The sequence below is a fragment of the Neobacillus bataviensis genome (genome assembly GCF_019969725.1).
In genome coordinates this window covers 76667-93298 of record NZ_JAHXYW010000006.1, presented here as the reverse complement: position 1 = coordinate 93298, position 16632 = coordinate 76667, and the positions used below count along the sequence as shown (strand labels likewise).

The window sequence follows — 16632 nt, the reverse complement described above, 5'->3', positions numbered from 1 at the left end:
ATTTACCTCCCAAAAAAGTGAGAAAACAACACACTAACAATAAGATCCACTTGTTTCACTACCTGTTCAGCCTTTACGTGATAATCGATTTCATCAGTGTTATAATGAACGGTTTTATTCCTTAAATCAGCGATTAAGTTTATACTATGGTAAAATTCAGGCATTGCTTTTAGGACATACAACGACTTGGATTCCTGATTATAGCGGGCATCAAATAATAAAAACAAGGCACGGTCTTTAATGGAATTTCCTTTTAGCTTTGCTACTTGGAACATCCGGTCATAAAATTGAGGGCTTGTTAAGTTACGCGGCACCTCTATCTGCAAATCATTTGCTATTTGCATAACCTGATGTGAAAAATCATATTTATTCAATCTATTTACCACATCAAATCGATTTTCAATTTTTGAGATACTGAGTTTCAGCATACACTCCAGCGTTCTCTGACACCTCATAAAGAAAGTATCATAATCTTCATGGCCATCTTGGATCCGGTTATGGACCCTTTTTACCGATTCCAGTTCTTCCCTCAGTTCTTTGAATTCCTGATAATTTGCTATTGCGGGAAATTTAACAAATAGTTCTATTTCCAAATCATTGTTAAAAGGGTACAAATCCTTCAATGTCTCACGAGCCACTTCAAAAAAAAGTTCAATCTCCTCCTGTAGATTGGAATCCTTTTTCGCATGAGAAATTAAATGACTAGTAAACCACATATCCTCATTGTTACCAAATGGGGATACAACATTAAGTTTATGAGGTACATCCGGGTCTACGTATAAGGATGAATCTACAAGAATAGTTTCGGGAACATCGTCCCAAATTTTAACAAACGTTGGGTTACGGTCCAGATCCATGTCAACATTTTCCTCATTTTTGACCTGTTCAATTACTTCACCATCATCACCAACGACTTCCCAGTCCACTTCATTATCGATATCGAACGGAAAGGAAGATGATGACATTTCCGTTGATTCTGCTGCATAATCTTTTTTCTCAGCTTTAATAATATTACTAATGTTTTTTCTAGTTTTCAGAGCAATGTTTATTTCATGAAAGGTTGGTTTCTTTTTATAGAGATAATTTTCCTCTAGGACTAGTCTGTCGTCTTTATCTGCATAACCTTGTGGTAAGTTTGTGAGAGAAAAATTGGGGATAATATCTCCCGTAATCGCATCTCTAAAAACAAGGATTTTTTCATAATTAACTGTTGCCTCAACATCTGAAACCAAGGAATTGGACTGAGTCAGTACTCCTATCCCTTTTTCAGTGAGATTCAGATCTTTAGTTAGATAATTCTTATCGATACATGATTTCTTTACAGTATCGATAAGATCGCCGGATATTTTTAAACTGTCAAGGATTGCATGATCGTTCAGTTTTTTTATTTTCGCAAGTAAAAGAATCAATTTTTGCAAGATATCAATTTCAGTGACCATGGCCTCTGGTATTAGTGCCTTCCACACATATAAAGGCCATGCTACTTTTTTCTCGATGCAGTACGACTTCACAGAGTCTCTACCTAGGTTAGTGATATATCTATTATTCATAGTACCCCTCTTTTTTACATAGCTGATAAAAGTCATCAAGTTCTTCAATGATCACTCGCTTACCATCTCTAGCGACTGTCTGAACATCACCAACAACAATAACTAGTCTTTTTCCACGACTGAAGGCTACACAAAGCCGGTTTCTTGAATCCAAGAATCCCACTCTTTTCCGAATATCTCTTTGATCATTCGATCGAACTGTCGATAATAAAACGACATCGAATTCTTTCCCCTGAAAAGCATCTACAGTTCCAACGCAAATCCGCATTTGATCTTGTTGTGAAAGAGTTTCAATTGCCTCCTGGATTTTCAATGCTTGTTTCTTATAAAATGTGATAATGCCAACAGTATAGTTAGGGTTGGCTTCAAGTATTTTATATAGCTCATCCATGACTTTTGAAACTTCCGTATCCCTGTATTTACTTTGATTGTTCAGTGAGAATTCAGGACCAAGATTTTTGGGTACATCAATCCAAGCGACAGGTTTATTATTATAGAGTCCTAATTTGTGAGCTTTGTCCTCTTCGGACATGGCAGAATGTAGATCCTCTTTATAAAAGGTACTAACAAACTTTCCAATCACTGGGTGCATTCTGTATTGATCTTTGAGCATAACAGTCCGCTTTACCATCGCCGACGAACGGTTTGATTCTTCCAAGAGATTAAATAATCTAGTAAATAGAGGTTCCTTCAGGAGCTCAACCACCTGGGGATCATTTTTTACTTTCAACACTTCTTCCACGACATCATTCTCTAATAAGTGCGGTAATTGATTCTGGTCCCCTACCAGGATAATTTTCTTCCCCAAGCTCATTGGAATTAATAAATCGAGCGGATTGGCCCGAGCTGCTTCATCAATGATGACATAGTCGTATATTTGACCTGTATTAACAAATAAACTGGTCACTTTTTTGGAAACGGCTTGCTGGCATGTTGCAGCATTAATTTTGGTATATTTACTAATTAACTCAGAAATATTTTGTGGGTTTTCTAAATCATCTTTAAACTCCCAAATAATATCCACTACTGAATCCCTAGTCTTTTCAGCTTTACTACTGATATTCCCTAGAATGCTCTGAAAAAGTTCATTAAGATCTTTTTCAATTAAGGTTTCATCGGTATAAATCGTAGATTCCTGTCCGAATTTTTCATATTTGATTTTTTCAAGACTGTTTTTAAACTCTATTAATAACTCATCAAGTTCTTCTTCACTAGGTCCTAAACGCAGTGACATCCAAAATGACGGAATGTCGACTTCAAGTTCTGAATTCACCTTTAGAAACCTTATCAACCCAGCAAGTTGATTAGGACCATCATCCATAAAGCTTGTTTTATTGACCCTCTGACTTTCCAATAATTGATAGAGGGTACTTAACTCGGAATTATCATCCCGTTCCTTATGTTCAACTAAATCATTCACTTGAAGAGTTGTAATGATGGCCTGGATTTTATCCACTAATTCTTGTTCGACATCTAAAATGGCTACATGATTATAAATAGATATAAGCTGATTTTTTATAAATTCAGTATCACCCATATTGCTTCTACATTCTTCTATCAACAAGGATATTTTTCTAAATGTAGATCTATATTGGCTTAGACCCTCTTGTTCAATGAAACTATTACAATTGTTTGATACATCATTAACCCATTTTAAAATATAGGAATTTGCCTTATTCTCATCGTCTCCCAGCTTTCCGCCCAATCTATTTACAGGTAGTCCACCATACTCGACATTTTCAATGGCATTATCGACGGCATCATGCTGAGCACTGGACACCAGAATTTTTACATCACCTTTATGGATCATGCCCAATCTTGCGATGATTGCCCTAATAACTGTAGTTTTACCCGTACCAGGTGGTCCTTGAATGATAGCAATATCAGGTGTATTAATTGCTATATCAATGGCTTTACGCTGTCTCTCTGTGAAATTTATTTTCTTATTACCAAATATTTTCTTTAACAACTCATTGTTTATAGGTTGATAATGTTTAAGGATCGTTTTGGAACTCTCCCCTGTTTGAAGAAGTAGTTTCAGGTCGACCATTGGAGTCTTACAATCATTGATTTTTGTTAATGCCTGTTCCCTTCTTTGTCCCATGATCTTGGAGCCATAAAACGACCCCATGATATAACCACTCTTTGGAAAAGCATCCACATCTCCGGAAAGTTGAATACAGAGTTCATTTTTTTTCAATTTCTCCGTCTGTGAGCTCCTTATGATTGTGTCTCCAAGAAAAACGCTTTTCCCTGATGCCGTAATATCATTCGCATTGAAATGTTCTTCACTTACCGCAACAAGGCCAAGGCTGGTCTGATAAAAACCTTCCGGGACCTTAGTCTCTAATATAAAGACGAGTCTGTTTTTCCCATTCATACCATTAGAAAAATAGGCATCTATATATTTCACATATCCAAGTTCATTTACTTCCTGCTTTAATGCTCCTATTTCAAGATCGCTATACAATTCCCACAGCCTAAGTAATTCATGGGTATCTTTAATTCCCTCCATGAACTTCTTATTTGTTTCGCTTGTAAGCTGTGACTTATCGGAAATAAGGTCCTGGAACACTATATTACCTTTTAGTAGTGTGATGGCACCATGAACCTGGCTGTTTAAGCGTCTCCCTCTAAGCTCGACTACTTGCACAATGTTTTGTTTCGTTTTTTCCATATAACAGAAATATCTCTCACCAACTAAGGTATACTTGTTTTTATCTTTCGATGTTAGAACAAAACATTTCCCGTCCACCATGAATTCAGAAGCAAAAAAAGAAGAAAGGTTATTCTTACTAATATTTAAATGCTTAAGCTGCAATTCAATCGATGATTGAATACTTATTGTAAATGTTTCATTATTATGAAATTCAATGACATTTGGATAAGTAAATATGGTTAATAAAAGACTCTTTCCACTAACATTATCGATACGAATCAGTGAACTCTTTTTATATTGTAAGAGATGGGTTATCGGTTCAACTTGCGTTGTATTCTCTGTTTTCAACATCACTGGTTTTGTCGAATTTTCTATTAGATATAATTGGTTGTCAATGATTTGAAAATCCACTAATTCCCCTTCCAATTTTTTGTTAAAGGGAGTTTGCGTTGTAAAGTTAATGCTGATTTCGTTTCCGAAGTTAATTTTTTTAGCTTCCAAAACCCTCTACTCCTAACTTGAAATCATCCCGTAATTTAATACGCTGCACGATTCAAAAATATCATTGATTCCTTTAAGATCAGTTACTCGATTGTAAATAATTACGTCTTCTTTTGGGTTGAATGTACTTGTCTGTTTCTGGCCAATATTTTTCTTTTGCCTGGTCACTTTATTAAAAATAATGATGATATCTGCCTGTAAATTATGGATTTTAATTTCTTGTTTATCAGTTAGTTCTATAGCCGCAACTTTTTCCTCACCATCGATCGCTGTGAAAGGTTCAAAATGCCGTTTACATAGTAAATTAAAACCTTCCTTTAAAACGAGTTCACCTGTCATTTTTTCAGGGATGGGTAATTTCCCATCCTCAAATTGACTATCTTTAACAGTGATTGCTTCTGTACAAGTGAAACGGTACGGCTTATCGAACTCCTTTAGGCACCATGGACATTCCAGCGCTTTGTCTGCTTGATAATAAAATGTTGCACTACAATCAGGATTCTTACAGGTCATCAATAAATCTTCCGCCTGTTGGCAAGCCACTCTAAATTCGCTGATAGTTGGCCGCTTTGTGGAATCGTGTAGGCCATCAACAAATGTACGTTCGAAAAGAGATTTTAGTTCTTCAGTAAAAGCGAATTGCGCAGGAAGGATTCTCGTATTTCGATTGCTGGCATCTTCCGGATGGTCCACGTAAACGGCGTTTCCTTTTAATGCATGTTCTTCCACTTCGGGTGTATTTTCTAAAATATCATCACCAAGCAATGGATGTCCCAGCCTTAATAGCTCAAACAAAATAACGGCAAACGAATAGGTATCGGTAAGTGAATTGGGTTGATTTGCCCCCATGAACAACTCAGGGGCAATATACCTTGGAGTACCCAGAATCGTATTTTTAAATGTCCCCGTCGATGTTAGATTATCCGGATCGATTAAGACGATCGACTTGGCCTTCATAGCTACTAAAATATTATTGGGAGAAATATCACAATAGCAAAGCCCATGAATGTGCAGGTTCCGGAAGCATTTACTTAAAGAAGTGGAAATTTCGAGCCGCTTCTTCAGTCCGCCAGTTAATACGTTATACCATTCCCCAAATGGCACCTTAGTTGAAACATTAATCAATTTTGCAAGTGGGACATGGCCCTTTACCTTTTTCATCACATATCCAGTATGGGGCTCAGATAAAATGGCTATTGGAGTGACCATCCTCGCTTCCTTAGGTACGCGTTGGTTGATAATCCATTTATACCTTTTTGTCAATTCTCCCCTACTTTCTTTATTGGTATGATTTTTCTTTATGATGAAACCGTCACTAGATTCATAGACAATACCTTGAGCACCCTCACCAATTTGTTTTTCGATGACATATCTTCGACCTGTTGTATCAAAAATTGTAGTTCCAATCAAGTTCTCTTTCATTGAAATTACCTCTTATTGTATATATTGACCATACAAAATGTACGATCATCTGTATGATTATCCGTCTTCCAATTTAAAACCCATTGTTCAATTTCATCTTGCACTGTAATAACATCTGCTTCCATTAACCTTTGATGTAGATAAGTTGGTAACGCAGCCTTCATGTCAGGCTTCAAGTCCTCCGACACTCCGTCAGTAGCCATGATAAGGGTTATTGGATAGCAAGAGCTGTTTAATATTACTAATTCCCCACGGATACAATCCTTAGCATTATTTGCGGAAAGGGATAAAGTTCGATTTGAGAACTCATGTTTATCCCAAGAATATTCCTTTACGCCTTTATCAATATGACAAAGAATCATTCCATCGCCAATTCCACCAACAATGAGATGATCGTTTAACAGGATGGCATATAATAGCGTCGTATCATAATCCTTATAATGTCCTTCGGTTATCTTCATTCGCCATCTATCAATTAATTTACTATTTAAAATAGTAATCATATCATCAGAAGGATAAGGGTATTTTTTAATATCATTTTTTATCCAGTCTTCAAGACATTCAATCGCCAATCTTGATCCTTTTTCTGAAAATTTACATGAACCGAGCCCATCTGCAACGGCCATATAAATAGCCTCTTCAGTGGCCTTACAGACAAAGGCATCCTGATTTTTATTATTTTCTTGTTTATTTCTAGTCCCAGTTACGGAAACCGCATTCAACTCAATGACTTTCGAACCACACTCCAACCTATCAAAATCTGCAGCATAATCTAACAAATTCATCGTCAATATACCAATTCATCACTACCAAAGACATCATCAAATGGGATATCATCAAAATCATTTGGATTCACACTGACTGACCGCATACTCACAGACATCGTAACCCATTTAAAGAACTTGGCAATGGTTGCAGTATCTTTTGCTTTTATTACAGGCACATTCTCTTTATTAGTAAACGCTTTTAACATTTCAAAATCTGCATCTTTTCCAACTCCAAGTGCCAGATTGGAGGACTTTTTCGTTCTTTCAGAATTATGAAATTTATAAATGGGATCCCAATCTAGATATTCTTCCTTTTTAGAAGCGGTATTTGACTGTATACCTGGAGGGCAGTCAGTGGGTTTACCGTCACTTATTAAAACAACGGTTGGCGTATATGCTCTAGAAGGAACTATCGACCTATCTTCAATCATTTCTATTACTTTTTCGATTGCACCTCCCATTGGAGTTTGACCACATGCTACGAGAGGACGGAGTGTAATCGTCTCGACATTCTCAAGAGGCTGGATTACCTCTACTTTTTCTCCAAATGTTATAATACTTAGCTTTATTTGCCCTTTGGTCCCTTCTAAATTGGATAGAACTTGCAGCATTTCTTTTAAAGCAACGTTTACTGTATCCATTTTCGAGTCAATTGACATACTACCACTTGTATCCACAAGCAGAAACACTGGTAAAGGTCTTGCTTCCTGAACTACAAAATTATTTAAATTCATCTTCTCCACCTCATTAGATAAAATTCCAGCACATAAATGCCTACTATTCTTTAGATTTTTGTTTTTAACTTCATAAAAATGAACCTAGAACAAAGACATTTGCCCTAACAGATCGTCTGTGTCCTCATCGCTCTCCCGCTGGTAGAAGAAGGTAAATAAGTGTTCATATGTTGTTTTGCCAATACCGTTAACAGTCGTTAGAGTAAAAAAGCGTGAAATGGGTTTAATATCATTTAATTCTTTTAGTTGTTTTTTTGATAGCTTTACATGCTGAATTAACACATCAAGATCTATCTGATTAAACCTATTTACCATTTCCATTTCTACACCTTCCGCTTCGACTCGTTCATCAAGACATATATAAACATCAATGGATAAATCATGAAGATATTCTTCCATTACCTTTTTTACTTCTTTCCATTCTAATCCACCATGACTTGTCCCTAATTTAGGAAAGGCAATCGATTGAAAGTCTCTTTTTGTGTAATTCTGTCTGAAGTATTGTAGGCCTTCTTTTATATACTCTAATTTTGACGGGTTCTTCCAGTGGTGTTTAGTCGGGAAGTTAAGAATCCAACGTTTTTCATCACATTCATACAGGGTCGGTCTCCCAACCCTCACTTTCTTCTCTTTACATTGCATTTCATATGCTTTAAACATCTTAGGGTATCTTAATTTAAATTCTAAAGCTAACCCTGCTCCCATTACCCCTTTACAATTAACCGTATTTACAATTGTTTTAGCGGGTGTATTAAATACATTGCTTTCTACATAATGTATCACTGATATCATCGTCCTTAATTTTGACTTATAAAAGACTTTGCCTTTTAACGAGCAATCCATCTATTAAATATGATATGTAAGTAACTTCTTTTGGCACATCTTCTATTTCTACAACCTTATATGTATCATGCAAACTAGAACATGAAATTTCACTTTTAAAAAGCAACTTCATATCTCTGTCATACAGTTCTATGAAATTGTCATATTTGTCATAGCCGGGATCAAGATAATGTAATTGAACTTTTAAAGATCTATTAGAAAAGTTATCAGTTATAATTGATGTCATATTATTTAGCGTTTTTCGCTTATGATTAATCCTCTCTATTGAAACATCAATCTCACAGCTAAGAATTCCATTTAAATATAGCTTTATTGTTTCCCAGTTTTCCTGATAATCGAAAAATACTATATCGATTTTTCTCTCTTCAATCTGATTATTTAATAGCTTCGCTGAATCTACTCTTGTGTTTTTACACTTTACCATGTGTCCATGACAATCATTTACTTCATAAGTCAAGTGGTATTCATTGAAATTTTCTTTATTGAATTCTACTTTAATGGCCAGGATAAATTCATTTTCTTTCTGTATGAGTCTATATTTATAATCTGATATAAAATTATTAGCATACTCCTCTTTACAAGGTTCACAGTTTTTATTAGAGAATTTATGTAAGTTTACTTTGAAATATGGACGATTACCGTAAAGATTGATTGCCCTTCGTTTATCAGCTATTGATCTAAAATAGATACACTTTAAATAATCTAGAGATACTGGTGTGGAAGATAATAATTCAGCTTGTCTTTTCCTTTTGATTTCAACACCTGTTCTATTACTTGAAATTTGTCCTCTTGAAAAAACTGTCGGCCAATCAATAGAAGCAAAAAAGCCGCTGCTATTATCTATTTGAGTTCTACCAACCTTTGCATTTCCATCAGAGTAATAAGTATTTGGGTGCAAGATTAGATTTTCATCAAACAACAGATAAACAGGGATAGGGCAGTGAGAGTTGGTAATATATTGTAGTTTCTTAATGCCTTCATTCACATAGAGAGTTGGAGTTTGTTCTTTATAATAAAATCGAACACATTTTTGAATCTCTCGCTCCGTTTTGGAAATAATATCTTTACTTGCTCCATCTTTAAAGATCATTCCATTTTCAAAACAGTCAAACCTACTTAAGAGGTAGCCTGAATCAAAAATACTTTTCAAATTAGAAAAGTTAGTAAAATGTAATAGACCTTCAAATTGAAAATTAGCTTTCATTAAGTCAATTGTCTTCTTTAATTCAGCATCATATTTCATTTTTCACCACCTCCTTGACATCCAATTTCAACTTTTTTAAAGATATCCTCAAACTCTATATCATCAAATAACTCTTCAACTAGTCCGTTAGTTGATATTATTGTTTATTTCCTGATTCCTTTTTTTATTTTAAATAATCTGATAAATAAATAGTGCCTATTCCAAAACTAGAATAGCCACTTAAATGATTGTCCTTCGGCCAATATATGACTTAACCTCAGACCAAAAATTTTTTCATACCCGCTTATCAATGGGTTTGGCAATATATAAATTAACAATAATTATTTGCAGACAAATAAGATTTATTTTTCTATTATATTAAATTCAATAAAGTAAAACCTATCAAATTTCAATAATATCATTACTTATCTCCTATATTATAACATTTTTTTACATCATTTTAAGTTCAATTTCACAATACTTAGGAATAAATTAGTATTCCTAGCCTAATTATTTTGGTCTAAAACGTTACTAGCTTTCCACCACACCTTAGAGGTGATCTTAAGTTTGCTGAGCTCTAAATAACCAAATCATTAGGGTTTACAGTCGTAAAAAAATAATAGAAAAAACCCACCAAATTGCAAAAAAAGCCTTCAAAAATGATTTTTTGAAGGCTTTTTTTGACGTTTCGTACGAAAATGGGCCACAAAAATGAAAAATGCGAATTCGATTTACTCAGCCAAACCCGATATCGTAGAGTGCAGAAAAACGGTGAAAGGGTGTCCTAAATGACAGGCATTAAATCTGGCAATACGGAAGGATTTCAGCAGTTCTCACAATTCAGTTCCCTTGAGGAATTCAATCATAATATCGAGATGTGGTTATTGGAACATAAAAATGAGTTTACAAAAGGTGAAATAATCGGATTAAAAAGACTCGTGCGCTTTGCAGCCAAAATCCCTGGAGTATGCAATGCCAAGATCGGGACCATTTTAAAATCCATTCACGAGCAATACCAGGAGAATGGCATTTCAAGGTCTACCTTTAAACGGATGATTCTGAAAGCAAAAGAATTGGGAATTATCACGATCTTTGAAACAGAAAGGAAAAACGGATCGCAGTCCAGCAACCTATATCAGTTTAATCGTTTTCCATCAAGTGAACTACCCAAAGTGGAAAAATTGGACCACCCTAATAAAACTAGTAATCTTTTAAAAACTGAAAAAGATCAAAAGATAAATAAACGTAACAAAGCGTCTGAACAATTGGATCACAATTTTGTCAGCAACCGAGTCCCACTGCCTTTTGTCCAGCTAGTAAAATGCTTTTTCTCCGAAGCCAAAACAATAGAAGAATATTGGCATATGGTGCAAATTGCTGCTTTTCGGTTTGAGTGTCAGAAAGACACAGATGACATCCTAGACATCTCGCTCCAAGCCTTTAGACAACTGATTCGAAAAATGAAATTAACCAATTGCGTCAAAAACCCTATCGCCTACTTTTATGGAATTTTGGACAACAAATTTATGAAGCTCTATTCGGAGAAGATTGCTGCAATGAGGCCTAAAACTCCTAGACCGCACTCTTTTATAGAAGGCATTGACCTAGACTGGAATTGGCTGGAATAAGACAACAAGGTCGGGTCCCATGGCCCACTCGCAAAAAGTGTCGCATTTTTGTCAAAATTTCCATGAAATTTAGCGAATTCTGTATACTATAGACCGCAGTACAAAAGTCCTATTTGCAGTTTAATAGATATGTAAGGAAAGCGCTCCCATATCTTCAAAATCAATTCCAACATGTAAAAGGTATAAAGCAGCTTAACCTGCCATAATGTATATCTATCAAAAATATGGATAAATGGTCCTCGCAAAGGAGGGTTAAAATTCTAAAACAATCGAAACAGCTCTATCGTTTTTTCTTCATTGTCTAGTACAGAGATAGTAGAAGGTAAATGCTTTTTAATCTATTGCGGTTAAAGGAGTGGAGAACGATTAATATTAAACGTTACTTTATTGAGAAGAAAGTGATACTAATGATGGGGGAATATGACCAATATGGGAAGCCGTGTTCAAGGGTCATGGCAGGAAAAGCGACTTTTCTGGTGGACAAAACTCCTCTACATCTATTGGATGATACATTACAATACATAGGCTTTGATTTACGGGGAGCAATGACAGGGGCAAAATCCATTTTAAACAAAACAATGAAGTGTCCCATCATGGTGAATCCCTATCAAGGCATTTGCCTTTTCCCAAGTAAATCACCACACAAAATAGACTGCATCTGGTTTAATCCCGAACATATTATCAACACCAAAGCTATCGGAAACAAGACAGAGGTGGAATTGAGCAATGGCCATTTCATAATTGTTGATACAAAATTAGCTCCTTTTAATGAAAAACTTCAGAAAGCCAAACATTTAAAACGACTTGCGATTGAAAGAGGGACTCATCCAAGTCCGATTCTCTATTATCTGGAACCGCCAAAAAGACACCAGCTCCTAAAGGAAAAGTCAGGAAAATATAACTTTGGAGTGTTAGAAGAAGAAAATAATAAGGATAACTGGTTATTCGAGAGCTACTTATCAAAGGAGGAGCACCCTGTTGGATTATCATTGGAACATTGATTTTGGGATGACATTAAGAAGGCTGCGAAAGGAACGGAATCTATCGCAGGAAGAACTAGCCGAACGCAGCTGTTTGGATCGTTCCTATATTAGTCTCATTGAAAGAAATATAAAACAGCCTGGCTTTATTTCCATCTTAGCCCTTGCTTCCGGGCTTGGGATGAGAGCTTCAGAATTTATGATAGAAATCGAAAAAGATCCGGAGTTTCTGCAAATTAATGGATATTGGAGTTTTACTAAATAGATTAGAAGATTGAGTTTACTAATTATGGATCGGCTAGGGGTCGACGGTATGAGTTACTTTATTTTATATGTCACAGATAAACTGGGCTTTACCGATGAATATTATCTAAAGGGGAAATCGATGCCTGATATGATTAATCAAATTGGAAAATATGCTGACGGCCATCTTGCCACGTCTAAGGAACTTATCATTACACATAACGCAGAATACGGTTTTATAAGGGAAATCAGTCTGGACCTCTTCCCTCATTTATCTAAAAAAGATTTCGGCACGATAAATGAAGCGAAATGTTACAATTACCCAGATCTACTATAAAAAAATATATTAGGATCCAAAACAGAGCCACTACTACTTAGTAATGGCTCTGCACCAAATTAGGTGAACCTTCTTGAGGCTGATAAGCTGAATTAATAACTGCAAACTTCTACAAATTATAACAACATCAAACTAATCAATCATTTAATTAAATATGCCGCAACCCCTGCTGCAAAGGGATTTTATAAAATCCGCAAATGAATTTTTTGTCAGTTAACTAAACGTTTGATTAGTTTAGGATCAGCATGGAGCCACCAACATTTTTCCTAATTATCCCCGAAAAAATTGAATAATATTATTTGAAGTGTATTTCCCTTTTAGAATGTAACCTAAGCAAAAAATATTTCTTATTTTAGTAGTAATGTCGGCTGTAGCATGTAGAGCAAAGGCGCCTCTAGATATGTAATTGTCTTAAAAAGGAGAATTTCCTTTGACAAAAGAAAAGATTAATTACTTTTTAGGGGATGCTATTAGACCGTTGCGGCAAGCAAAAGGTCTGACTCAAGAACAACTAGCGGAAAACAGCAAATTAAATAGGACATATATGGTTGATCTTGAAACCAAGAATGTAAATCCATCCTTCTATACAATCTATAAGATTGCTATTGGTTTAGGGATTCCAGTGGAAGAACTAGTAAAAAGAATTGCTGATAATACGGACATTGACAGGATTTTTAAAGAAGAGCCATATTAAAAGGCCACAGGGACGGTTCTCTTGGCTGGTTACGGCCAGAAGAATCGTCCCATTGGTACATTCAAAATGACAACTATCGACGACTCTACGTTTGTTATATACTAAATAATCGTTTGATTAAATAGGAAGAAAACACTGCTATAGAAGGATTTATATGACTTTACTCCTATAGTTTTTGTCGATTAATTCATCGGCTTTTTCAGAAAAAAGACAAATATTCCCCAGAAAATGACTCCATTCTTTTCAAGCAACAGAATTCACCCTTTTTTCCCTTTTTCCAACATTACTTAAACGTTTGATTACATATGGATTAAATCCATGTATAATCAGGAGTTATTTATGCAGCCACTGAAAAAACTTGTCGAAAGTTGAGCGCACATTATTCATAGACAGGAATGATTAATGCACCTGAACGATGATTCTGGAAAAATTTGTTGACCCTGGGTGGTGACAGGCACCAGAACTACGCACAGGCACCCATGCCTATTTCAACACCATCTTTAATGCATTAACCATTTTATCATTCTCTTCTGGACGTTTAACTGCAATTCTTATATATTCTCCATTAATTCCAATCTTAGACGAGAGATCTTTTATAAACAAATTATACTGATCTAGCAATATTTCTGTTAGTTCTTTAGCTTTATAGTCCCCCAAGACTTCACACATAACATAATTTGCTTGTGATGGCACAACACGAAGGTTTTTAACAGTTAAGAGATTATTAATATACTCACTTCGAACATCTTTGAACTTTTTCATTGCATTTTCATAATCAGACTTATATTTTTCAAAGATTTGCATATAAAATTCCCCGAAGGAATTAATATTCCAAATAGCAATATCCTGTTTAATAAAATCAATTAGATTAGTATCGTGAGAAGCAAGGATTCCTAATCGCAGGCCTGGCACCCCAAAGGATTTTGAAATACTTTTAAGGACAATTAATTTTGGATACCTATTCAAAATATTTTCATCTAATAGGGTTGCTTCTTTCTCTTCTGAGAAGTCGACAAAAGACTCATCAACAATTAAAGTATTTCCCCTGTTTTCTGCCCACCTGGCCAGCTTTAGTACATCTGCTTTCTCAATGTAGTTACCGGAGGGATTATCAGGATTAATCAATAACAGAGCCGATATATCCTTGTTTTCATAAAAATCAATTAAGTCAGAAGCTGCATAAGAATAATTGGTGTTATTAGGATAAAACGGAACAATTTCGTTCGGACTTTTTCTATTTGGATACTCCTCAAATGTTGGGAGGACCATACCAATTTTACCAGGAAGTCTTTCCATTAACGATTTTATAAGCTCAGCTGCTCCATTCCCGACAACCACATGTTCTTTTTTTATTCCGAAATATTTTGCAGCCAACAAGCTGTTTACACCCATTCCTGACGGATAATCAGAGATTAAGCGTTCAAAATTGGCTTTGATTTCATCGAGTAGCTTTGGTGTTGGGTAGAAGGGATTTACCAGGTAACAGAAGTCAATCAATCCTGGATACCTCCAGTAGCCTCCATACCTGCTCTGGATTTTTTTTAGTTTGTCTTGTGCAGAAGTTGTAAATATGGCTTCCGCAATATCCAGATCCTGTACGTCATCAATTTCATACCAAGATTCATTGCCTAGGATAGTAGCTTTAATTTCCGGCTTATCCAATAGGGTAATTACTTTTAATACCTGCTCGTAATACTCATTATTTCCCAATGCTCTGCTATATGCCTCCAGGAAAGGGACATAATGAGTATTAGAAAACTCTTTGCTGAATTTATAGATATTAACTGTTTTAAAATAGTTTTTAATATCTTCAAATTTGAAATGTTTTTTATCAAGAAAACTTAAAATATTATTTTCTTCATCCAAAGTAACTACAGTTCCATCCATCCAACTTTCATATTTTGCAACTAGTGCCAAGCTTGGGTATGGATCTTCGATAATTTGGTTTAGTACAGAACTTTCAAAGATTAAGTCTGATTCTAGTAAAAGTGTATCTTCCTTTAGAAGGTAGTCTCTTGCCAAATATAGTGAATAGATATTGTTAGTTTTGTCATAGACTTCATTGGTAACATACTCAATTGGTGTTTCTATATTTAAAGTTGAAATAAACTCAACAAGTTCTTTAGCTTTATATCCTACTACGACGACAATTCTTGACAGGTGTAATTTATCCAATTGTCGAAGCATTCTTTCAATCATTGTTACACCATTTACTTTCACCATACATTTGGTATTATTATTTGTTAACTCTTTAAGACGTTTTCCCATACCCGCTGCTAAAATAATTGATTGCATTCCTTTTCATACCTTTCTTAAAATTATTAACAATCATGAAAGAAAATAGTTACATTAAATCGATCGTTTCGGTATGGGTCATAAAATCCATCTGTAATTGCCCAATCAGAAAAGTCTTCTTTTTTATATAATTTATGTTCTAACCGATGAGAACGAATTGGGAGTTCACCAATCATTAGCGCTTTTTTTGCTACGCGTTTTAATTCGCTAATAGCTTGTTGTGCGTATTCCTCGGAATCAAAGTACAGAAATACACCATAACAAATGACTTTATCAAAGCTTTTATCCTTAAAAGGAATATCATTTGCTTCTCCAACTATTACAGAATTACCTAGAATTTCAATGTGCTTTTTAACAAGGGAAGGAGAGTAGTCCATTCCTACATAATCGCAATTTAAATATTGAGCTAAAGCGCCCGCACCACAGCCAACTTCAAGAACCTTATCGGTTGGTTTGATATCTAAAGCTTTTACGATTTGAGCTACTACCTCTGGCATATCAATCTGTGTAGCTTCATATCCGTTATAGGAAAGCAAATCTTCTCGTGAGCCAGATACTTTACCTTTTCTAGTCCAGATTTCTCTCCATGTTTCTTTCGGTTGTTCTAAGTTTGAGTTTTGTGATTCTACCTTTTGTGTTTGATTCATGTTCATATCCTCCTTAAATTGGGTATGTCTCCCCCATTCTTATTTATTTCAGAACACTTAAACGCGGCAGCTATCGCTGGGTTAGACTTTCATCTTTAAAACTTAACGGATATAAAAGATTTGGCTCCCCCTTTATTTATGTTCAAATT

The 16632-nt window shown here is 35.2% G+C and carries 14 protein-coding genes; 5 read left to right on the top strand and 9 right to left on the bottom strand.

Going from position 1 to position 16632, the window contains the following annotated elements; translation table 11 throughout:
- Positions 1-2: 2 nt before the first annotated feature.
- From LC455_RS16505 to LC455_RS16475, 7 genes are all read right to left on the bottom strand, one after another.
- Positions 3-1550, bottom strand: a complete 1548-nt coding sequence (locus LC455_RS16505) for a hypothetical protein (protein ID WP_223592411.1) — start codon at positions 1548-1550, stop codon at positions 3-5.
- The gene (locus LC455_RS16500; protein WP_223592410.1) at positions 1543-4710 is read right to left on the bottom strand and encodes an AAA domain-containing protein; all 3168 of its coding nucleotides are present in this window, start codon (positions 4708-4710) and stop codon (positions 1543-1545) included. Before LC455_RS16500 ends, LC455_RS16505 begins: the two co-directional genes overlap by 8 nt.
- A gap of 12 nt (positions 4711-4722) precedes the next feature.
- Positions 4723-6132, bottom strand: a complete 1410-nt coding sequence (locus LC455_RS16495) for a protein kinase domain-containing protein (protein WP_223592409.1) — start codon at positions 6130-6132, stop codon at positions 4723-4725.
- 5 nt (positions 6133-6137) lie between these two features.
- On the bottom strand, positions 6138-6917 hold the full coding sequence (locus LC455_RS16490; RefSeq protein WP_223592407.1) for a PP2C family serine/threonine-protein phosphatase: 780 nt from the start codon (positions 6915-6917) through the stop codon (positions 6138-6140).
- A 2-nt stretch (positions 6918-6919) separates the two neighbouring features.
- Positions 6920-7633 (bottom strand): vWA domain-containing protein, encoded by a 714-nt coding sequence (locus LC455_RS16485; protein WP_223592405.1) that lies wholly within the window; start codon positions 7631-7633, stop codon positions 6920-6922.
- Between the two features lie 84 nt (positions 7634-7717).
- The gene (locus tag LC455_RS16480; protein ID WP_223592404.1) at positions 7718-8416 is read right to left on the bottom strand and encodes a macro domain-containing protein; all 699 of its coding nucleotides are present in this window, start codon (positions 8414-8416) and stop codon (positions 7718-7720) included.
- Positions 8417-8441: 25 nt separating this feature from the next.
- Complete coding sequence (locus LC455_RS16475; protein WP_223592402.1) at positions 8442-9719, bottom strand: DarT ssDNA thymidine ADP-ribosyltransferase family protein; 1278 nt, start codon at positions 9717-9719, stop codon at positions 8442-8444.
- A gap of 728 nt (positions 9720-10447) precedes the next feature.
- Here LC455_RS16475 and LC455_RS16470 point away from each other — a divergent pair.
- From LC455_RS16470 to LC455_RS16450, 5 genes are all read left to right on the top strand, one after another.
- Positions 10448-11287: a hypothetical protein gene (locus LC455_RS16470; RefSeq protein ID WP_223592400.1), complete on the top strand. Its 840-nt coding sequence runs from the start codon at positions 10448-10450 to the stop codon at positions 11285-11287.
- Between the two features lie 326 nt (positions 11288-11613).
- Positions 11614-12288, top strand: coding sequence for a competence protein ComK (locus tag LC455_RS16465; protein WP_223592398.1), 675 nt, complete (start codon positions 11614-11616; stop codon positions 12286-12288).
- Positions 12266-12532: a helix-turn-helix domain-containing protein gene (locus LC455_RS16460; RefSeq protein ID WP_223592396.1), complete on the top strand. Its 267-nt coding sequence runs from the start codon at positions 12266-12268 to the stop codon at positions 12530-12532. Before LC455_RS16465 ends, LC455_RS16460 begins: the two co-directional genes overlap by 23 nt.
- 48 nt (positions 12533-12580) lie before the next feature.
- Positions 12581-12847 carry a hypothetical protein gene (locus tag LC455_RS16455; RefSeq protein WP_223592394.1) on the top strand — a complete coding sequence of 89 codons (267 nt, stop codon included), beginning with the start codon at positions 12581-12583 and terminating at the stop codon, positions 12845-12847.
- A 430-nt stretch (positions 12848-13277) separates the two neighbouring features.
- Positions 13278-13541 (top strand): helix-turn-helix domain-containing protein, encoded by a 264-nt coding sequence (locus LC455_RS16450; RefSeq protein ID WP_223592392.1) that lies wholly within the window; start codon positions 13278-13280, stop codon positions 13539-13541.
- Between the two features lie 483 nt (positions 13542-14024).
- On the opposite strand, the gene LC455_RS16445 is transcribed toward LC455_RS16450, so the two are convergent.
- Positions 14025-15836 carry an aminotransferase class I/II-fold pyridoxal phosphate-dependent enzyme gene (locus tag LC455_RS16445; RefSeq protein WP_223592390.1) on the bottom strand — a complete coding sequence of 604 codons (1812 nt, stop codon included), beginning with the start codon at positions 15834-15836 and terminating at the stop codon, positions 14025-14027.
- 26 nt (positions 15837-15862) lie between these two features.
- A complete protein-coding gene (locus tag LC455_RS16440) occupies positions 15863-16483 on the bottom strand; it encodes a class I SAM-dependent methyltransferase (RefSeq protein ID WP_223592388.1) in 621 nt (206 codons plus the stop codon).
- Positions 16484-16632: the final 149 nt, after the last annotated feature.